Below are 19,914 nucleotides of genomic sequence, written 5' to 3'. Positions count from 1 at the left end.
GTCCGGCAAGCTATTCTTCCGACCGGTACAGCTCTCGCGTCTTTTCCTCCTCCCGCCCTGCTTCGGCCGGGGACCGCTGGTCCTTCCAGCGGGTATACTGCCACGCCCCGTAGGCAATCGCGGCGAACAGTATGATGACCCCGATCCCGACCACGGCCCAGGAGATCGAGCCGATGTCGGGATCCTGAGCGGTGTCGGCAGCCGGCGTCTGTGCCTGGGCCGCGGTGACGAACAGTTGGTTCAAGAGCTCTAGCACGGTTGTCTCTGCAGGCCGGTATCGCGGAGGCGCCTACCTCTTCCTGCACTCCTCGTTGGGGTTGCGACTGGGCGAACCGGATCCCGTTCCCATGCGGGCGGGATGCCGGTGCAGCGCTGCGGGACAACGGCTATCGGGTCTCCAGGTTCCCCGCCGGGAACCTGGAGGCGGTCCGAAAATGTTGCCATGCCCGGACGATGGTGCGCCGGCGGAAGAACGCCCCGCTACTGCTCGATCACCGCACAGGCGATGCGGTCGCCGGCATCCCCGGAGGGCTGGCTCTCGTAGTCGTCGCCACCGGAATGGATGATGATCGCCGTTCCGTCCTGGTCGAACAGACCGCCTTCACCGTCGTCCAGGCTGACGAGCGGGTTGAAGACCTCGAACTCCAACTCGCCGGAGTCCGGAACGTGGATGTTCGGCATGTCACCCGCGTGCGGTCCGCCCTCGACGTTGAAGCCGTGCTTTTCGGCACCGCCGGCGAAATGGTCGCCTGCCGCCTTGAAGTCGGGGGTGCAGGCGCCGGTTTCGTGGATATGGAAACCGTGCGTGCCGGCCGGAAGGCCCGCCAGCGTGGCGTGCAGAATCACGCCGTTCGGGGTTCCGGTGAGTTCCACGGTTCCGAGGTCCTTGCCGTCCGCCGAAGTCAGGTTCGCACTTGCCGCCAGGGCGCCGGAAGCGCCCAGCGAGACGGCCAGGGCGAACAGTGGAACGGCCGCATGGATGGGTTTCATGACAAACTCCTCAGAATTGTGATGCGGTGCCCTCCGGTGACGCCGTCGGCGACCCGGAAGTTCACGTCACCCGACGATGAAGCCGGTTGCCTGTCGGCCGGCAACTCATGTGCCGTGACCGACCCTCCCATGGCGAACGTGTCGCCAAAGCGATCGGTTCCTGGTTCGATGGCGATATTTGCTGAGCCGAGTGGCAAGTGACCTTCGGACGACCCGCTCGCGGCAGGCGGTTCCGCTCGATGATGCCTCGGGCGACGTCGCCGATGGGGACAAGATCACGCTGCCCCTGTGAAGGATGTCCGTGCCCCCAAAGCGAAGCGTCGAGTGTTCGGCCGGGCCCACGCCGTGGCTTTCTGACGCCGGAACGTTATGGCCGTGGTCACGTTTCGGACGCATGGGTACGAAATCAAGCAAATCGGGCCAGCCGGAAACGCAAGCCTATCCCGCCGACAAGGCACGGCAGGGCGAGATCATTCTGCGCAAGCCGTGGCAGCGGATTGTCTTCTTCGGCGGGCTCGTCGGCCTGCTGATCGTCGGACTTCTCGCCGGCTTTCTGCTCGCCCACTGAGTGGATCTTTCTGATCGCCTCAGACGATGTGGCGTGTCCAGTTGCCGTAGCGATGGCGGATCTCGCCGCGTGGCACGCCGAGGCCGATCAGGACGAGGCCGCACAGCACCCCCGACACCATCTGGGCGAGCGTCGCCCCGGCGACGAACGGCATGATCGCGAGCGCCATCCCGAGCAGCGCATTCAGGAACCGGACCGGACGCGCGACTTCGGCGAACGCGGTGACGCTGACCGTGATCACCAGCGCGCCGATGAGATGATCGGCGTTCGCCATCGTCCCGGATGCGCCAAGCGTCAGCCGCGTGAACATCAGCCACAGGCCGACCAGGATGGACACGCCGAGGGTCCAGGGAACGCTGACCCCGCCGCCGACCATCTCGCCGACGACGGCTGAGGGAGATTGGGCGAAATCGTCCTCGACCTTCTCGTCCTTGCCTTCGTCCGTGTCGCCGGTGAAGAAGATCAGCAGCACCGGGCGTCCGGCCTTATGCCGGCGCATCAGGAACTGCCCCGTCGCGACCAGTTCGTCGAGGGAGTAGGGGATCTGGATCAGCATCGCGGCCGCGGCGATCAGGCACAGCGTGCACCAGGTCCCCAGCACGATCGGCTGAATGACGATGAAGGTAATCGACACGACGCCGAGCGGCACGATCATGATGCCGAACAGCACCACCAGCCAGGGCATCGTCCGCCACCGGCGCGACGAGCCGATGATTCCGGTGAGAATCTCGAGCATGTAGGTGAGGGCGCCGATGCCCGCGTCGGGCACCGGCCAGGCTTCCGACACGCTCGACGTGATGATCTCTTCGGTGCCGTTCTTGGGATCGCCGGGACTGCCGGCGAAGAACGGCTCCCAGACCCCGTCGATGTGCCCGAGCTGATAGGCGGTCAGGTAGCGGGAAACGTACAGCCCGACGAAGGCCAGCGCGATGATCGGTACGCGCTGGAACCAGCTCGACGGCGAAAAGTCCCAGCCGGGCGGGATCGTCGGTCCCGTGGTTGCCGCAACGCGTCCGACTCCGGGCGTGGGACGGGTCACTGCGGCGAGGCCGAAGATCAGGGCGCCGACGAGGGTGTCGTTGAGGTAGGCGGCGGCATTCGGCGTCCACAGGATCAGCGGTGCGAACATCACCCATATCCCCACCGCGGCCACAAACCAGCGTACGAGTTCGAAACGCCATGACAATGCGACGAAGCTCGCCAGTATCACCAGGATGCCGGAGCCGACGTCGCTCCATGTCATCCAGCCGGATTCGTAGCCGAGCATCGGCGGGCTGGTGATGAGCCAGGCCCCCAGTCCGATGTTCAGGAACGGCGCCCAGAGGAACAGGGCATGCTCGCGGCGCTGCTTCTCTTCGGCCTCCGTGCGCAGCCCCTCTGGATCGGATGTCCGCTTGGCGGCCGCGGTCAACCATCGCGGCGGCGTCAGACCGTTAGCCTCATACCAGCCAAGCGGGTCGGCCTTGAGGTTCGCGACGATCTTCGGCAGCGTCGCACCGATCGAGTGCTTTGGCCGCCAGCCGAGCAGTTCGACGGCCAAGGTCGTGTCCAGTTCGTAGTGGTCGTCCGCCATTTCGATCATGAACGGCCGGATGAACGGCTTCTCGCCTTGGTCGAAATCGTCCGGAACGACCGGCTCGCTCTTTTCCTCAAGCCATGCGCCGGCGGCGGCTAGGGGCTTGGGGACGGATAGTGTCGTCCACTCGTCTTCGTCGTGGATCAGCTTCGCAAGCTGCGCCTGAAGCTCCTGATAGCTGGCCGCATCGGGCTCCCCGACCAGAATGGTGACGTCAGCGGGTAGGTCCTCGCGTCGATCGACGGTGCGGACGAACGCGTCGACCATGTCTTCCTTGTGGATGAAGGATTGTCCGGCCTCCAGGGAGCCCGAATAGGCGTGCGATTTGGGATCGCGCTCGTAGATCCGCCGGATCTGTTCGGCGAGTGTCGGAACCGCGGTCTGCTCGTCGTAGAGGCCGGCCAGGTGAAGCAGCACGTAGGGAATGTCTCCGTGCTCCTCGCGGATGGCGTCTTCCGCAGCAGCCTTCGACTTCGGGTAGGCCCATTTCGGCTCTATTGCCGTTTCTTCGGTAATCGGCAGGCCGGGCGCGCCTGGACGATGCACCAGCATCGTGCCCGAATAGATGAATCTGCCGACCTTGAACTCCTGGAGGGCGCGAAGCAGGTGGCGCGTGCCCTCGACATTGACGGTCTGGTAGAGCGGATTGTCTTCACCGGTGAAATCGAAATACGCCGCAAGATGGATGACGGCGGCGATCTTGTCGCCGTAGCGGCCGCGGAAATCGCGCAGCGCCAGGTCGACCGACTTTTGGGTGGAAAGGTCGACGCCGATCAGATCACAATCCGCCTCCTTGCCTTCCAGGTCGAGACCGACGAGGCGGTATTCCCCCTCAAGCGCGGCCACCAGCGCAGAGCCGATATCGCCGGCCGCCCCGGTGATCAGGACAATAGGCTTGGACGTCTGCCCTCGGGAATTCTTGCCCTTCGAGGGAGGGCGCATCCGGGAGGTGCGCGCAGGCCCCATCAGCCGGTCTTATATCCGTGCCGAGGATCGAAAAGATAAATTGATCGACGGGTGCGGAATAGATGATGCTGAGCGGCGTCCATCACGGGCTTGCCTCTTTCCTGACGCAAGGGAAGTCACGCGCCAGCAGGTTTTTGTTTCGGCGATGCGTGGGTAACACCGTTCCCTCGCGGTGGTTCCGCGGATGCCTCCGGAACCGCTGGACAACGCCGCTGGGGCGTCTTGCCCGTCAGGTCGGACCACAGTCTCATGCGCTTTACTGGCTCGCGGGTTCCTCTACCGGCTCGGCCACCGTGGACTCCTTCTCGATCATCGGCGGTACCGCCTGATCGCCGGGCCTGACCGGCTCGTAGGGCCAGAATGCGGCTACCAGGACGGTGATGAAGGCCGCAGCGATAGCCAGTCCGATCCAGTGGCGCTTTGTCATGTCACTCTTCCTTCCGGTCTCCGGCCCGCTATCGACCCGGTTCAGGATTCAGGCGCCGGCGATACAGCCCGCAGCCAGGCCTCCACCGCAACGATCTGGCGGTGTCCCGGTTCCGTTCGCCCACAGGCGCCGATGGCGGCCAGGTTCGTCTCGGTGGCCTTCCGGTTGTCCTTTTCGTCAATCGGATCTGGCCCTGGAACGGCCGGCGGAACTGCTCGTTTATCCCGCGAAGGAGATCGACCGATGAGCGCAACCCGCCAGCCACCTCAGGAGCAGGCACATCAGCCCGGCCGCGAATCCGAGATGACGCCCCGGCCGGACTACGAACCGAGATTCCCCGGCGTCGGAAAGCTGAAAGGCAAAGTAGCGCTGATCAGCGGTGGGGACAGTGGCATCGGTCGTGCGGTGGCAGTCGCCATGGCGCGCGAGGGTGCAGCGGTCGCCCTAGTGTATCTGGAAGAGCACAACGACGCGCGGGAGACGGAATGCCTGGTGGGGCGCGAAGGTGCCGATTGCCTGCGCATCGCCGGCGACATCGGCGACGAGGATTTCTGCCGCACCGCAGTCGGCATGGTAGTCGACCGGTTCGGACGGCTGGACATCCTGGTCAACAATGCGGCCGAGCAGCATGAGGTCTCGGACCTCACCGAACTGGAGAGCGCCCAGCTCCAACGCACGTTCCGCACGAACGTCTTTGGGTACTTCTATCTGACCAAGGCAGCCCTCGCCCATTTGCCGAAGGGCGGTTCGATCGTCAACACGACGTCCATTACCGCATTCCAGGGCCACGACACGCTGCTTGACTATTCGGCTACCCGCGGTGCGATCGTCGCCTTCACGCGCAGCATGGCCAGATCGCTGACTGGCCGCGGCATCCGGGTCAACGCGGTGGCCCCGGGTCCGATCTGGACGCCGCTCATCCCGGCCTCGTTCGACGCCGATCACGTCGCCGAGCACGGAGCGAGTACCCCGATGAACCGCCCCGGCCAGCCGAACGAGGTGGCGCCTTGCTACGTCTTCCTCGCCAGTGACGATGCGTCCTACATCAGCGGTCAGATCCTGCATCCGAACGGTGGACGCATCGTAGGCTCGTGAGCAGGCCGTACTGGAGATGCGTTCTACGGCCTGACGCGCGTTTAGCGCCGATGGCGCTGCGGTTCCTCCCGCAACGACTCCTCGATATAGAGCAGCCGGGCGTGGGCGTTGGCCTTCAGCCGGTTCGCCGTGCACCAGCGAGCGAAGTTCTTCGGCTCGATGACGGTGCGGACCGAATGGCGCCCTGAGGCGGTCAGCCGCTGTTCCAGCGTTTCGGCGCGAAACCGCCAACTGTCGTAGGACCGCGGCAACTGTGCCCGGTCGATCATGATCGACAGGATCCGTTCGTAGTCCCGCTTTCGATACCACGGGATACCGACCGCTTCCACGACAGCTGACATGTCTTACCGCCCCCAAGCGCCGCCAAGCGGCACTCTAGCCGCGGGCACGCCCGTTGCCACCATGCCGACGTTAACATGTGGATAACTCGGGCACGGCGCAGGCAGTTTTTCCCTCGATTCTGAACGCCAGTGACCACGGGCAATGGACGCGGCGTGCGTAAACGGGCTAGTGCCAGCGTGGAGTTCGCCCACAGGAGCGCCCGATGCCGAACCGCCTGCCGCGACCGCTTGTAGCCCCCTCGATACTGTCCGCCGACTTCGCCCGCCTGGGCGAGGAGATCGCCGCCGTCGTGGCCGCGGGAGCCGACTGGATCCACGTCGACGTCATGGACGGCCACTTCGTGCCGAACATCACGATCGGCCCGCTCGTCGTCCAGGCGATCCGCCCGACCACCGACCGGCCGCTCGACGTCCACCTCATGATCGCGCCGGTCGACGTCTATCTCCAGGCGTTTTCGGACGCCGGCGCCGACATCATCACCATCCACGCGGAGGCGGGCCCGCATCTGGACAGGTCGCTGCGCGCGATCCGGGACCTCGGCAAGAAGGCCGGCGTGTCGCTGACGCCGTCGACGCCGGAATCGGCAATCCGCTACGTCCTCGATGCCGTCGACCTGGTCCTGGTGATGACCGTCAATCCGGGATTCGGAGGCCAATCCTTTCTGCCTTCGATGCTGCCGAAGATCCGCGCGATCAGGGAGATGATCGGCGACAGGGATATCCGGCTCGAGGTCGACGGCGGGGTTTCGCCCGATACCGCGCGCGATGTCGTCGCGGCCGGGGCGGACGTGCTGGTGGCGGGTTCCGCGGTGTTCAGGGGAGAAGGCGAGACCGACTATCGCGCGAATATTGACGCGATCCTATCGGCAATTGGTCGGTCTTGAACCGACCACAAAAGAAAGTCATTGTTCTCCCAAGGCAGTCAGCCTCCAAAAGATCAGCGGCCGAAAGAGCTGCGAAGGACACCCAGGGAGAGGAACTACGATGCATTTCACGCGAACAATGTCCCTTGCCGCGTTCGGCGTTCTTGTGCTCGCCGGCAATGCGATCGCCGAAGACGTCGTAACGCTCGGGTCGGCGATATCGCTCACCGGCAACTATTCGACCAACGGCGAACATACCCAGCGCGGCTACGACCTCGCCGTTGAGAAGATCAACGAGGCCGGCGGCGTCAAGATCGGCGACAAGACCTACAGGCTCGAGGTCAAGTACTACGACGACGAGTCGACCCCGGCGCGCGGCGCCGAACTTGCCGAGCGTCTGGTCAAGCAGGACGGCATCAAGCTGATCCTGGGACCCTACGGGTCCGGACTGACCAAGGCGGTGGCGCCGATCACCGAAGAGCTCCAGGTGCCGATGGTCGAGGCGAACGGCGCATCGCGGTCGCTGTTCACCAACGGCTGGAAGTACATCTTCGCCACCCTGTCCACCTCGGAGCAGTACCTGTCCAGCGCCATCGACCTCGCCGCCCAGAACGCCGAGGCGCTCGGCAAGGAACCCGGCGACATCAAGGTCGCTGTGGTGGTCGAGAACGACCCCTTCAGCGCCGATGTCCGCGCCGGCGTCATCGAGGACATGAAGAAGTACGGGATGAAGCTGGTCATCGACGATCAGTTCCCGCGCGAAATCAACGACATGTCGGCGACTTTGACCAAGGTCAAGGCGCTGAAGCCTGACGTGCTGATCGTGTCGGGCCACTCGAAGGGCGCGACAACGGCGATCCGCCAGCTGTCCGAGCAGAAGGTCTCCGTCCCCGTCGTCGCGATGACGCACTGCGATTCAGCCGACATCATCGGCAATTTCGGCGCTGCGTCCGAGTACACGCTGTGCGCCACGCAGTGGGCGCCGACGCTGGCCTACAAGGACGACCTGTTCGGGTCGGCGGGCGATTACGCGAAGACCTTCGAGGAGAAGTACGGCTACGAGCCGCCCTACCAGGCTGCCGAATCCTCGGCTGCCGTGCAGGTCTTCGCCGATGCGCTGGAACGGGCGGGATCGACCGATCCGCAGGCCGTTCGTGACGCGCTCGCCGAAACGGACATCGAAACGTTCTACGGCAAGATCAAGTTCGACGAGACAGGCAAGAACATCGCCAAGCCGATGGCGCTCTACCAGGTGCTCGACGGGCAGTACAAGATCGTCGCGCCGGCGGACGTCGCCGAGACCAAGGCCGTCATTCCTCGTCCGGCCATGAACTGATCGCATCCCGGGCGCGGCCCCCGGGTCGGGGGGAAAACGGCCCCGGGGCCGCGCTCTTTGGACCTAAGAAGACGACTCAACTTCCAGGGCGGGGCGAACCTTGTTCGACAACATCATGATTCTGTTCCAGGCGCCGGTCATCACCGTCGACCTGGTTCTGAACGGCCTTTTGCTCGGTGCGATATTCGCGCTCGCCGCCTACGGCATGGCGCTTGTCTGGGGCGTGATGAGCATCATCAACATCGCCCAAGGCGAGTTCGTCATGCTCGGCGGATACGTGGCGGTGATGATGTACTGGAGCGGCATTCACCCGTTATTCGCCGTTCCGGTCGCCGCTCTGGTCATGTTCATCGTCGGCTGGGCGCTCTATCGAGCCGTCATTTTCCGCATCGTTGATCGGGACCTGTTCGTGTCGCTGCTGGCGACGTTCGGCCTGTCGATCCTCCTCCAGCAGCTCATGAACACGGTATTCAGCGGCAACGTCCAGATCGCGGAGGCCGGCCTTGGAACCTTCTTCCTGCTGGACGGCCTTGTGACGCTTTCGCAGATCAAGGTCGTCGCCTTCGTCCTCGCCATCGTCGTCGCGGCATGCATGGTCGTCTTCCTGAAGCGGTCGAGGACGGGGCAGGCGATCCGCGCCACCGCCCAGAACGCGCGGGCGGCACGGGTGATGGGCATCAACACCGACCGCGTCTACGCCGTCACGTACGGGCTGAACGCCGCGCTGTGCGGTGCCTGCGGCGCCCTGGTGGCGATGGCCTACAACATCCACCCCTATATCGGCCTGCCGTACACGATCCGTTCGTTCATGATCGTCGTCGTCGCCGGTCTCGGCAATTTCGTCGGCGTGATCGTCGCCGGTCTCGGCCTCGGTGCTGCGGAGAACCTGGCCGGGTTCGTGCTCGGGGCACAGTACCAGCTCGCTTTCGTCTTTCTGCTGCTGGTCGTCGTGCTGGTCTGGCGCAACTGGCGTCTGGCGGCAAAGCGGCAGTATCTGAAATGATGGCCCGCCGGCTTGTCGGCTATGCCGCGATCCTCGCGATCGGGGTATTGGCGCCGTTCCTGTTTCCGAACTACCAGTCCCAGATGGCCGAGCTCTGGCTGTTCATCGTGTTCGCCCTGACCTGGGACCTGCTCGGCGGACAGATGGGATACAATTCGTTCGGCAACGTCGTCTTCATCGGCGTCGGCATGTATGTCTGCGCGCTGACCCAGGTCGGGCTGTTCTACTCGATCGCCGACTACAATGCCGCCAAGGGCGGCGGCCAGACGGTCTTCACCTTCGACACGGTGCAGTATCTGGAAGGCTTGGCCGTCGGTCTGCCGCTCGCGGCCGTCTCCGCCGGCATCGTGGCGGCGATCCTCGGTTCGGCTGTCCTGGGGATGCGCGGGCACTACTTTGCGATCTGCACGCTCGGCCTCGGCGTCGCGGCGGGCCAGATCGCCAACGGTTGGCACTGGATCGGCGCCGGTTCGGGCATGGTCGTTCCGAACGCGCCGCCGGGGATCGGCGACGCCAGCCGGTTCTACTACTATTTCGCCTTTGTCCTGGCGGTGCTCGCCTTCATCACGGTGAGCTGGCTTTACTCGACCAGGTTCGGACTGGCGATCAACGCCATCCGCGACAACGAGGACAAGGCGGAGGCGATGGGTCTGCCGACGACGCGGATCAAGGTCACCGCCTGGGTCGTGTCGGCCCTGTTCCTGGGTGTCGCCGGAGGGATACTCGGCAACCTGAAGCGCTTCATCGACCCCATCGAGGTTGCCTTCGCCGGCGCGTCCTTCGGGGTCTGGATGGTGCTGATGGTCATCCTCGGCGGCAAGGGGACGCTGTGGGGACCGGTGATCGGGGCGATCGTCTTCCAGTTCCTCAAGGAATTCTTCTGGACCTATCTGCTGGGCTGGCAGCGCGTCGCGCTCGGCGCGATGATCGTGCTGATCGTCGTGTTCTTCCCGCAGGGGATCCTCGGCTTCCTGCGGCAGCGGTTCCCGGAGCGTTTCGGACACAGGATCGACCCGGCAATCGGGCGCCGGGCCGGGGAGGCCGCCGAATGAGCGCTCTCCTCGAAGTGAAGAACGTGTCGAAGGCCTTCGGCGGCGTCCAGGCCAACAGCGGGATCTCGCTTGAGGTCCCGGAGGGCAAGATCATCGGCCTGATCGGGCCGAACGGCTCCGGCAAGACCACCCTGTTCTCGTCGATCGTCGGATATCACCCCATCGATTCCGGCTCTATCCGCTTCGAGGGCAGCGAGATCTCGAAGATGCGGGTTCGCCAGATCGCCCGCCGGGGCCTGCTGCGGACCTTCCAGCAAACCCGCATCTACGGCGGCATGACCTGCGTGCAGAACATGCTGATCTCCACCTCGATGCGCGACCAGACGCTGGGCCGTCTGTTCGCCAGCCAGAAATCCGGTGAACACGGACGGGCCGAAGAACTCCTCGAGTTCGTCGGCCTGTACCAGAAGCGTCACCTGATGGCCGGAGACCTGTCTTTCGGCCAGCAGAAGCTGCTGGAATTCGCGATGGCGCTGATGAACGAGCCGCGCCTGCTGATGCTGGACGAGCCGACGGCGGGGATCAATCCGACACTGATCAACGGCCTGATCGACCGTCTCAAGCATGCCAATACGACCTTCGGGATCACCCTGTTCGTCATCGAGCACAACATGCGGGTCATCATGAACCTGGCCGAGCACATCTACTGCCTGGCCCACGGCGAACTGCTGGCCGATGGGAAACCCGAGGAGATTCAGAACGACCAGCGTGTTCTCGACGCCTACCTGGGAGCGCACTGATGGCGGAAGAGCAGGGCGACGCCGCCCGCAAGCGGATCAGCGGCTACGGCTTCGGCGACATCTCGACCGTCATGTCGGTCGAGGACATTCAGAGGGAAGCCGAGAAGATCGCCGCGAGGGCGCCCGGAATCGAGGCTTTGGAAGCCCTTGCGAACAGAGATTCCTTCGTCTCGGTCGACAATCTGCGCGCAGGCTACGGCCGGATGGAGATCCTGCACGATTTTTCGCTGCGTGTGGCGAAGGGGCAGTCGCTCTGCCTGATCGGACCGAACGGTGCGGGAAAGTCGACCGTGCTGCATTCCATCTTCGGTTTCACGAACATCATGGGCGGTTCGATCCACGTCGGCGGCAACGACGTCACCCGGCTCAGCTCAAACGAGAAGCTCAGGGATGCCGGGATCGCCTACGTCCTGCAGGACAACTCGGTGTTTCCCCAGATGTCGGTCGAGGAGAACCTCTGGATGGGGGGATTCCTGAAGCCGTACACGATGGAGGCGCGGGAAGCAGCCGAAAAGGTCTTCGACAAGTACTCCCGGCTCGCCGAGCGCCGCAAGCAGCCCGCCCGCGTCCTGTCCGGCGGCGAGAGACGGCTTCTGGAGATCTCCCGCGCACTCGTCATGAATCCGGACGTGCTGTTGGTCGACGAACCGTCGATCGGGCTCGAACCGCGGTTCATCGACGTGGTCTTCGAGATCCTGCACGACCTCCAGCACACCGAAGGCAAGACCATCATCATGGTCGAACAGAACGCCAAGAAGGGGCTTCAGGTCGCCGACATCGGCTACGTGCTGGTCTCCGGACAACTGGCGAAGGCCGGCTGGGGACGCGATCTCCTCGATGATCCGGAAGTCGGAAGGCTTTTCCTCGGCGGATAGCGCCAGCCGGTCAGGCCGGCCTCGCCCGTGCATGCCGGCGTCCGAACTGCGCGGTCGCCAGCACCACGCCGGCGGTGACCGTCACGAAACCGACGGCGTGATAGATGTGGAACTCCTCGCCGAGGAACAGCACCGCCATGACGACCCCGTACGCCGGAAGCATGTACAGGAACACCGAGGTGACCGACGGGCCAACGATCTTGACGCCGTACTGGTAGGACAGGAACGGCAGCAGTGACGAAAAGACCGCCAGGCTGACCATGCTGACCCATGCAGGCGCGCTCGCCGGCACATGCGCCACCGCGACGGTCTCCCATAGCATGATCGGCAGGAGCAGGATCACGCCGGTGGCGGCGATTGCGGCGAACAGCGTGCGGGTGGGGAACACGTTCAGTGCCGAACGCCGTAACAGCACCGAGTAGACAGCCCAGCAGAACGCCGCAAACATCATGCCGATGTCGCCGGGGTTGAGTTCGAAGTCGAGCAACCTCTGGAGTTGACCATGCATGACGATTATCGCCACGCCGAGAAAGGCCAGCAGCACGCCGCTCGCCTGACGGAGTGACACGCGCTGGCCCCGAAACACCACCTCCAGGATGAGCACGAACACGGGTGAAGTCGTGTAGATCAGCGTGCCGTGGGTCGCGGTGGTAAAGCGCAGCGAGACGTAGACGAGGCCGCCGCAGATGACCATGCCGAGGAAACCGAGCAGCACGATCATCTTCCACTGTGCCAGCAGCGCGACGCGATGGGTCCTGAGGCCGATCCAGGCGAAGGGCAGCAGGAATGCGCTGGCCAGACCCCATCGCCAGAAGGCGAGGGTCCACGGCTCCAGCATGTCCAGCGCCGCCCGGCCGAGCACGAGGTTGGACGAGAAGAACAGCGGCATGAAGGCAAGAATTACGTAGGCGCGCGTCTGTTCGCTCATGCCGCTTGAAGTCCTGGCGAAAACCGAGGGGAATGCCAGCAACTATAGAAGCCGCGCGTTCCCGACAAGCGCCGCGCCGGGCGGCGCGCATGTTGTCAGTGCATGGCGAACTTCGGCCAGCCGCCGAAATCCTGCCCGGATCCACCCTCACATCTGTCCCGATCTCGATCGGATTGTTATTGAAGCAACGAATCCCGCGCATGCTTGCGGTTGATGCGACCTGACCGCGAAGACGTAACGTGCCAACCGGAGCCGAACCATGTCCGACCGCCCCTGTATCCATGTCGTTCTCGCCGCGGGCGAAGGCACGAGGATGCGCTCCAAGCTGCCCAAGGTCATGCACGCCATCGCCGGCGAGCCGATGCTCGGGCACGTCTTGGCAGCGTTGGGTTCGTCCGGGGGGGGAACCGACTGTGCCGTCGTCGTCGGGCCCGGCATGGAGCAGGTCGCCCGGTTCGCGGTAGCGCAAAGACCTGACGCGTCGGTACATGTTCAGTCCGAGCGCCTGGGAACCGCACACGCGGTGCTGTCGGCGCGCGGCGCGATCTCCCCCGACCGGGACGTCATAGTTCTGTACGGCGACACGCCCCTCGTGCAGCCCGAGACGTTGGACAGCCTGCGCGGCGCGATCGGCGATGGCGCCGATCTCGCGGTCCTCGCGTTCGAGGCTGCCAACCCGGCCGGCTACGGCCGGCTTATCGTTGAAGGCGACCGGCTTCTCGCAATCCGCGAGGACCGCGACGCATCTCCTGAGGAAAAGGAGATAAGCCTCTGCAATTCCGGCGTCATCGCGTTCCGGTCGGGACTGGCCATCGACCTTCTCGACGCAATCGGCAACGACAATGCGAAAGGCGAGTACTATCTGACCGACGCCGTCGAAATCGCCGTCGCGCGGGGTCTCTCGGCGGTCGCCGTGAAGTGTCCGGAGGCGGAAGTGCAGGGGGTCAACACGCGTGCCCAGCTCGCGGCCGCGGAAGCCGCGTTGCAGGCGCGCCTGCGCCGACGCGCGATGGACGGCGGTGCAACCCTCGTCGCGCCTGAAACGGTGTTCCTGAGTTCAGACACCGTCCTCGGCCGCGACGTTGTCGTCGAACCCAATGTCTTCTTCGGCCCCGGCGTCACCATCGGCGACGACGTCGCGATCCGCGCCTTTTCCCATATCGAAGGCGCCACGATATCCGATGGGGCTACGGTCGGCCCCTACGCCCGGCTTCGGCCTGGAGCCGGTATCGGAGAGGGGGCACGGATCGGCAATTTCGTCGAGGTGAAGGCGGCCGCTGTCGAGGCCGGCGCTAAGGTCAACCACCTGAGCTATATTGGCGATGCGCGCGTCGGGGCGGGTGCCAATATCGGCGCGGGTACCATCACCTGCAACTACGACGGTACGGCCAAGCATCATACCGACATCGGGGCGGGTGCCTTCATCGGTTCCAACAGTGCGCTCGTCGCCCCGGTCAGGATCGGCGACCGTGCCTATGTCGGCTCGGGAAGTGTCATCACCAGCGACGTCGCGGCCGATGCGCTGGCCATCGCCCGTGCCCGGCAGGTCGATGTCCCGGATTGGACGCCCCGTCGCGTGCCGCGCCGGAAACCGGACTGACCCGACGAAACCGGATATCAAGCTTTGCCGCCGATGCTCGGCGATCCGTCGCGTTACAGACGGAAAGAAAGTTTGAGTTTGGCTGTCGCCGGCGAAGGGCTATCCGCTGTTGCGGGGCTTCGATGCATTTCGGCCAGGAGGCGCGCTGCGCATGTGTGGGATTGTCGGCATCATCGGCAACGAGCCGGTGGCGGAAGAGATCGTCGAGGCGCTCAAGCGGCTTGAGTATCGCGGCTACGATTCCGCCGGCGTCGCCACGCTCGAAAACGGGCATCTCGACCGTCGTCGTGCCGAAGGCAAGTTGCGCAACCTCGAGGCGCGGCTTCGTTCTGCGCCGCTGGTGGGAAAGATCGGCATCGGCCATACCCGCTGGGCGACGCACGGCGCGCCGACCGAAGGCAACGCCCATCCGCACGCCACCGAGAAGGTCGCCGTCGTCCATAACGGCATCATCGAGAACTTCCGCGCCCTGAAGAACGAGCTGGCCGGAGAAGGGGCGCGCTTTCAGACCGATACCGACACCGAGGTCGTCGCCCACCTGATCACGAGGGAACTTCTCGCCGGGCGCGATCCCGCCGAGGCGGTCCGCCTGACGCTGGAGCGGCTAGAAGGCACGTTCGCGCTCGCCATCCTGTTCGACGGCGACGAGGACCTGCTGATCGGCGCGCGGCGCGGCAGTCCGCTCGCCGTCGGGCACGGCGACGGGGAGATGTACCTCGGCTCCGACGCGACCGCGCTGGCGCCCTTCACCGACCGGGTCACCTATCTCGAGGACGGCGACTGGGTCGTCCTGACCCACGCCGGAGCGACCATATTCGATAGCCTCGGACACCAGGTGATCCGGCCGACCCAGCGGTCGCTGGCCACCGCGCTGCTGGTCGACAAGGGCAATCACCGTCACTTCATGGCAAAGGAGATCTACGAGCAGCCCGAGGTCGTCAGCCACACGCTGGCCCACTACATCGACATGTCCGAAGGGCTCGTCCGCCTTCCCGGCGATCTGCCGTTCGATCTCGCCGACCTCAAGCGGATCACGATCTGCGCCTGTGGGACGGCCTACTATGCCGGCCTCGTCGGCAAGTACTGGTTCGAGAAATACGCCCGGCTGCCGGTCGACATCGACGTCGCCTCCGAGTTCCGCTACCGGGAGGTGCCGCTGGAGCCCGGCGGGCTGGCGATCTTCATTTCCCAGTCGGGCGAGACCGCCGACACGCTCGCCTCGCTGCGCTACTGCAGTTCGGAAGGCCAGCACATCCTGTCGATCGTCAACGTCCAGGAGTCTTCGATCGCACGGGAGTCGGAGACCAGTTTCCCGACCTTGGCCGGGCCGGAGATCGGGGTCGCGTCCACCAAGGCGTTCACGTGCCAGTTGGCGGCGCTCGCCTGCCTGGCGGTCGCCGCCGGACGCCAGCGCGGCGTGCTTGCCGAAGACGACGAACGCAAGCTCGTTCAAGCCCTGATCGAGGTGCCCCGGCTGATGAGCCAGGCGCTGAAGCTGGAGCCTCGGATCGAGGCGCTCGCCAAGGAACTGTCGCGGGCGCGTGATGTGCTCTATCTCGGCCGCGGCCTGAACTTCCCGATCGCCCTGGAGGGCGCCCTCAAGCTCAAGGAGATCTCCTACATCCATGCCGAGGGCTATGCGGCCGGCGAGCTGAAGCACGGTCCGATCGCGCTGATCGACGAGGAGGTGCCGGTCATCGTGGTCGCTCCGTCCGACACCCTGTTCGAGAAGACGATTTCGAACATGCAGGAGGTCGCCGCGCGCGGCGGCCGGATCGTCCTGCTCACCGATGCCGAGGGCGCCCAGGCAGCCGGCGACCAGCCTTTCGAGACGCTGGTGCTGCCTCAGATGTACCAGTTCGTCCAGCCGCTGGTGTACGCGCTTCCGGTCCAGCTGATTGCCTATCACACCGCCGTCTTCATGGGCACCGACGTCGACCAGCCCCGCAACCTGGCCAAATCCGTGACGGTCGAGTAGGGCACGCCGATAGGGCTGAGTTGCCACGATTTGGTGCTCCCCGCCGGCGCGAAGCCGCTGTATGATGCGCGACAGCAATCGCGCAGAAGCGCGATCCGGTAGGTTCCCGACGGTTTCTGGAAGGCCCTGATTGCAGGCGCCGTTTGGGGGGAACCGCGCACGGGCTCCGACAGTTTGATATCGCGAACACGGTTGGTGTCTGCATGACGATTGGCCCGGACAGCGACGACAGCAAGCCTGGCCCGATGCTGCCGCCCGAGCGGGCCGGCAAGCGACGGGTCGGCCTCGGCATGCGGCTGAGGAACTATTTCCTCACCGGTCTCGTCATCGCGGCGCCGCTGTCCATAACCATCTACATAACCTGGACGTTCATCGGCTGGGTCGACGCTTGGGTGAAGCCGTGGATTCCCCACCGCTACAACCCCGACTACTACCTGCCGTTCACGATCCCCGGTTTCGGGCTGATCGTCGCCGTCGTCCTTCTGATCCTCCTCGGAGCGACCACGGCCAATCTGTTCGGTCGCACCGTCATCGCCTATGGCGAGATGCTGCTCGACCGCATGCCGCTGGTTCGCTCGATCTACCGCGGCCTGAAGCAGATATTCGAGACCGTCCTGTCGCAGACGAGCCAGTCGTTCCAGGACGTCGGCCTGATCGAGTATCCGCGCACCGGCCTGTGGGCGATCGTGTTCGTGGCGACGGAGACCAAGGGCGAACTGAAGACCAAGGCCGGCGGCGACGACGACGACCTGCTCAGCGTCTTCCTGCCGACGACGCCGAACCCGACATCCGGCTTCCTGCTGTTCGTGCCGCGCAAGGAGGTGATCATCCTGGACATGACCGTCGAGGATGCCGCCAAGGTGGTGATTTCGGGCGGTCTCGTCATGCCCCGGCTTCCGGAGGAGGACAGCACAGGGACACGCCCCCGTGCGGTAGCCGGCCCGGCGCCGGTCCGCAGCGTGGATGAGGACGAGCCGAAGAACGCGGCCGAGTAGGTGCGCTACCCGGCCTCGATCAGCCGCATCGCCGCATCCTTGCGGAACAGGTAGAGAAGCGTCCTCAAGGCTTTGCCCCGCTCGCCGTGCAGCCGCGGATCGCGCTCCAGCGCCAGGCGCGCGTCGTCGCGGGCCGCTTCCAGCATGTCCAGGTGAACCCCTGTGCGGACCACCCGGAATTCCGGCATGCCGCTCTGCCGCGTGCCCAGCACCTCGCCGCCGCCCCTGAGTCGCAGATCCTCTTCGGCAATCCGGAATCCGTCTTCCGTCTCGCGCATGATCTCCAGCCGCGACCGGCCCGTCTCGCCGAGCGGTCCCTTGTAGAGCAGCAGGCAGCTCGATTCCGCCTGGCCGCGGCCGACCCGTCCGCGCAGCTGGTGGAGCTGTGCCAGGCCGAAGCGCTCCGCGTGTTCGATGATCATCACGGTGGCGTCGGGCACGTCCACGCCGACCTCGATGACGGTCGTCGCGACGAGGACGCGCACCGCCCCCTCGATGAAGCGGCGCATCACCTTGTCCTTTTCCGCACCGCTCATGCGGCCGTGGATGACGGCGACCGCATCGCCGAAGGCGGGCTTCAAGGCGGCGAAGCGCTCCTCGGCCGAGATGACGTCGAGTTCCTCAGACTCCTCCACCAGCGGGCAGACCCAGTAGACCTGCGCGCCTTCGTCGACGGCCCGCCGCACCGCGGCGACCACGTCGCTCAGGCGCTCGATCGGCAGCACCCGCGTCGCGATCGGCCGGCGTCCGGCGGGCTTCTCGGTCAGCCGGGTGACGTCCATGTCGCCGAAATGGGTCAGAAGCAGCGTCCGCGGAATCGGCGTCGCGGTCATCACCAGCATGTCGACGGCCTTGCCTTTTGCGGCGAGCGACAGGCGCTGATGCACGCCGAAGCGGTGCTGCTCGTCGACGACGGCGAGACCGAGATCGGAGAAGTCGACACCGGCCTGGAACAGCGCATGGGTGCCGACGAGAATGTCTGTCGATCCGTCGGCGACACCGGCGAGGATCGGCGCCCGCTCCTTGCCCTGTTCGCGTCCGGTCAGGATCGCCACCTTCAGGCCGGCTGCCTCGGCAAGCGGCGCAATCGTGCGGAAATGCTGCCGTGCGAGAAGTTCGGTCGGCGCCATCAGCGCGGATTGCGCACCGGATTCGGCGACCGCCGCCATCGCCAGCAGGCCGACGACCGTCTTGCCGCTGCCGACGTCGCCCTGAAGCAGCCGTAGCATCCGTGTCGGATCGGCGAGATCGGACAGGATCTCGTCGACCGCCGCCATCTGCGACATGGTGAGGCTGAACGCAAGTGCGCCGACGATACGCCCGCGGATGGCGCCGTCCCCGGTCCGCGTGATGCCGCCGGCGCGCTTCAGCCGGCTGCGCACGATCGTGAGCGCCAGCTGGCCCGCCAGCAGCTCGTCATAGGCGAGCCGTTTCCAGGACGGTCCGTCCTCGGCCATCTCCGCGGGCTCGGCGGGACGATGCACCGTTTCGAGTGCGTGCTTGAACCCGGTCCAGCCGTTGCGCTTCAGCCAGTCGGGGTCCTGCCATTCGGCGACGGAGGGAACCACCTCGATGGCCGCCGCTGCCGCCTTGGCGATCGTCCTGCCCCCGAGGCCGGCGGTCTGCGCGTAGATCGGCTCCAGCAGCGGCAGCCGGGCGAACCCGTCCTGGTCGACGATGTGGTCGGGATGGACGATCTGCAACGCGCCGCCGAACTCCTCGAGACGGCCGCTGACCCAGCGCACCGCGCCGACAGGCAGCTGGCTTTCGATCCACTTCGCATTGGCGTGAAAGAATACCAGCGTGAGTTCGCCCGTCTCATCGTGGCATTGCACCCGATATGGCGCCCGCGACCGGCCGGGCGGGGAAGGGCGATGCCGGTCCACGACGACGTTCAGGGTCGCGATCGTACCCGGCACGGCACGATCGATGGTCGGCCGCTCGCGTCGATCGACGAGGCCGGCTGGCAGGTGCCACAGGAGATCGACCACCAGCGCCTCGCCGTTCTCCTCGTCTGCCCCGAGCAGGCGGGCGAAAAGTTTCGACAGGCGCGGCCCCACTCCCGGCAGGCTCGAGACGGGTGCGAACAGCGCATTGAGGTCGGAGGGCCGCATGTTGAGTCTACATCTGGCGAAATGGCGTTCGAGTGGTCATATCGTGCGTATTGGAATCCGGCCGCGCATGTCTCACTACCATCTCCGGGTGGCCGCGCCGAGACCGGCGCGCTATACCGCACGCCAAATCCGACCATGGGCACGTGAGGCAAGGTCAGTAACCGTGACGAACGCAGATGCGAACGAGCAGCCTGGGCTGGACGTCCGGCGCCGGAGGGTGGTCTTCCGGTGCTGGCACCGGGGCACCAAGGAAATGGATCTGTTGCTGGGGCGCTATGCGGATGCCCGCATCGGAACCATGAGCGATGACGAGGTCGACGCGCTCGAATTCCTCATGGATGCCCCTGATCCTGAACTCTTCGGCTGGATTGCCGGCACCAGACCGGTGCCGGCCAACTACGATATCCCGACCTTGCATGCGATCCGGAGCTTCCATCGGGACAATCCGACTTCCCGATCCTGACTGC

19 protein-coding genes are annotated in these 19,914 nt (G+C 65.3%); 12 read left to right on the top strand and 7 right to left on the bottom strand.

The genetic code is table 11. The annotated features are described in order from the left end of the window. Positions 1 to 10 precede the first annotated feature (10 nt). Positions 11 to 256: a hypothetical protein gene (locus tag V3328_RS17415; RefSeq protein ID WP_340330974.1), complete on the bottom strand. Its 246-nt coding sequence runs from the start codon at positions 254 to 256 to the stop codon at positions 11 to 13. A 224-nt stretch (positions 257 to 480) separates the two neighbouring features. Further along, on the bottom strand, positions 481 to 990 hold the full coding sequence (locus V3328_RS17410) for a superoxide dismutase family protein (protein WP_340330973.1): 510 nt from the start codon (positions 988 to 990) through the stop codon (positions 481 to 483). A gap of 394 nt (positions 991 to 1,384) precedes the next feature. Between V3328_RS17410 and V3328_RS17405 the strand changes: the two genes are divergently transcribed. Continuing rightward, a complete protein-coding gene (locus V3328_RS17405) occupies positions 1,385 to 1,558 on the top strand; it encodes a hypothetical protein (RefSeq protein ID WP_340330972.1) in 174 nt (57 codons plus the stop codon). Positions 1,559 to 1,577: 19 nt separating this feature from the next. On the opposite strand, the gene V3328_RS17400 is transcribed toward V3328_RS17405, so the two are convergent. Beyond that, positions 1,578 to 4,100 (bottom strand): vitamin K epoxide reductase family protein, encoded by a 2,523-nt coding sequence (locus V3328_RS17400; RefSeq protein ID WP_340330971.1) that lies wholly within the window; start codon positions 4,098 to 4,100, stop codon positions 1,578 to 1,580. Positions 4,101 to 4,356: 256 nt separating this feature from the next. Beyond that, positions 4,357 to 4,527, bottom strand: coding sequence for a hypothetical protein (locus tag V3328_RS17395; protein WP_340330970.1), 171 nt, complete (start codon positions 4,525 to 4,527; stop codon positions 4,357 to 4,359). A gap of 243 nt (positions 4,528 to 4,770) precedes the next feature. Between V3328_RS17395 and V3328_RS17390 the strand changes: the two genes are divergently transcribed. Beyond that, the gene (locus tag V3328_RS17390) at positions 4,771 to 5,622 is read left to right on the top strand and encodes an SDR family oxidoreductase (protein ID WP_340330969.1); all 852 of its coding nucleotides are present in this window, start codon (positions 4,771 to 4,773) and stop codon (positions 5,620 to 5,622) included. Between the two features lie 41 nt (positions 5,623 to 5,663). On the opposite strand, the gene V3328_RS17385 is transcribed toward V3328_RS17390, so the two are convergent. Continuing rightward, a complete protein-coding gene (locus tag V3328_RS17385; RefSeq protein ID WP_340330968.1) occupies positions 5,664 to 5,963 on the bottom strand; it encodes a hypothetical protein in 300 nt (99 codons plus the stop codon). Positions 5,964 to 6,166: 203 nt separating this feature from the next. Here V3328_RS17385 and rpe point away from each other — a divergent pair, with 203 nt between their 5' ends. The 6 genes from rpe (at position 6,167) to V3328_RS17355 (ending at position 11,832) form a co-directional block, all read left to right on the top strand. Next, positions 6,167 to 6,847: a ribulose-phosphate 3-epimerase gene (gene rpe / locus V3328_RS17380; protein WP_340330967.1), complete on the top strand. Its 681-nt coding sequence runs from the start codon at positions 6,167 to 6,169 to the stop codon at positions 6,845 to 6,847. A 100-nt stretch (positions 6,848 to 6,947) separates the two neighbouring features. Then, complete coding sequence (locus tag V3328_RS17375; protein ID WP_340330966.1) at positions 6,948 to 8,162, top strand: amino acid ABC transporter substrate-binding protein; 1,215 nt, start codon at positions 6,948 to 6,950, stop codon at positions 8,160 to 8,162. Positions 8,163 to 8,277: 115 nt separating this feature from the next. Next, positions 8,278 to 9,165 carry a branched-chain amino acid ABC transporter permease gene (locus V3328_RS17370; RefSeq protein ID WP_340330965.1) on the top strand — a complete coding sequence of 296 codons (888 nt, stop codon included), beginning with the start codon at positions 8,278 to 8,280 and terminating at the stop codon, positions 9,163 to 9,165. Beyond that, on the top strand, positions 9,162 to 10,217 hold the full coding sequence (locus V3328_RS17365) for a branched-chain amino acid ABC transporter permease (protein WP_340330964.1): 1,056 nt from the start codon (positions 9,162 to 9,164) through the stop codon (positions 10,215 to 10,217). The genes V3328_RS17370 and V3328_RS17365 overlap by 4 nt, the downstream gene beginning before the upstream one ends. After that, complete coding sequence (locus V3328_RS17360; RefSeq protein ID WP_340330963.1) at positions 10,214 to 10,957, top strand: ABC transporter ATP-binding protein; 744 nt, start codon at positions 10,214 to 10,216, stop codon at positions 10,955 to 10,957. The genes V3328_RS17365 and V3328_RS17360 overlap by 4 nt, the downstream gene beginning before the upstream one ends. Continuing rightward, positions 10,957 to 11,832: an ABC transporter ATP-binding protein gene (locus V3328_RS17355; RefSeq protein ID WP_340330962.1), complete on the top strand. Its 876-nt coding sequence runs from the start codon at positions 10,957 to 10,959 to the stop codon at positions 11,830 to 11,832. Before V3328_RS17360 ends, V3328_RS17355 begins: the two co-directional genes overlap by 1 nt. A 10-nt stretch (positions 11,833 to 11,842) precedes the next feature. On the opposite strand, the gene V3328_RS17350 is transcribed toward V3328_RS17355, so the two are convergent. After that, on the bottom strand, positions 11,843 to 12,760 hold the full coding sequence (locus V3328_RS17350) for a DMT family transporter (protein ID WP_340330961.1): 918 nt from the start codon (positions 12,758 to 12,760) through the stop codon (positions 11,843 to 11,845). 259 nt (positions 12,761 to 13,019) lie between these two features. Between V3328_RS17350 and glmU the strand changes: the two genes are divergently transcribed. The 3 genes from glmU (at position 13,020) to V3328_RS17335 (ending at position 17,333) form a co-directional block, all read left to right on the top strand. Continuing rightward, positions 13,020 to 14,360: a bifunctional UDP-N-acetylglucosamine diphosphorylase/glucosamine-1-phosphate N-acetyltransferase GlmU gene (gene glmU, locus V3328_RS17345; protein ID WP_340330960.1), complete on the top strand. Its 1,341-nt coding sequence runs from the start codon at positions 13,020 to 13,022 to the stop codon at positions 14,358 to 14,360. Between the two features lie 151 nt (positions 14,361 to 14,511). Further along, a complete protein-coding gene (glmS, locus tag V3328_RS17340) occupies positions 14,512 to 16,338 on the top strand; it encodes a glutamine--fructose-6-phosphate transaminase (isomerizing) (protein ID WP_340330959.1) in 1,827 nt (608 codons plus the stop codon). Positions 16,339 to 16,583: 245 nt separating this feature from the next. Beyond that, positions 16,584 to 17,333 carry a DUF502 domain-containing protein gene (locus V3328_RS17335; RefSeq protein WP_340331185.1) on the top strand — a complete coding sequence of 250 codons (750 nt, stop codon included), beginning with the start codon at positions 16,584 to 16,586 and terminating at the stop codon, positions 17,331 to 17,333. A gap of 5 nt (positions 17,334 to 17,338) precedes the next feature. On the opposite strand, the gene recG is transcribed toward V3328_RS17335, so the two are convergent. Continuing rightward, positions 17,339 to 19,447: an ATP-dependent DNA helicase RecG gene (gene recG / locus V3328_RS17330; protein WP_340330958.1), complete on the bottom strand. Its 2,109-nt coding sequence runs from the start codon at positions 19,445 to 19,447 to the stop codon at positions 17,339 to 17,341. Between recG and V3328_RS17325 the strand changes: the two genes are divergently transcribed. After that, positions 19,446 to 19,910 carry an FAD assembly factor SdhE gene (locus tag V3328_RS17325; RefSeq protein ID WP_340330957.1) on the top strand — a complete coding sequence of 155 codons (465 nt, stop codon included), beginning with the start codon at positions 19,446 to 19,448 and terminating at the stop codon, positions 19,908 to 19,910. The two genes, recG and V3328_RS17325, sit on opposite strands and share 2 nt — an antisense overlap. Positions 19,911 to 19,914 lie beyond the last annotated feature (4 nt).

This window comes from Microbaculum marinum (assembly GCF_037855135.1).
Taxonomy (GTDB): Bacteria; Pseudomonadota; Alphaproteobacteria; order Rhizobiales; family Tepidamorphaceae; genus Microbaculum; species Microbaculum marinum.
The sequence above is the reverse complement of the archived record's forward strand: the minus strand, read 5'-3'. Positions and strand labels throughout refer to the sequence as shown.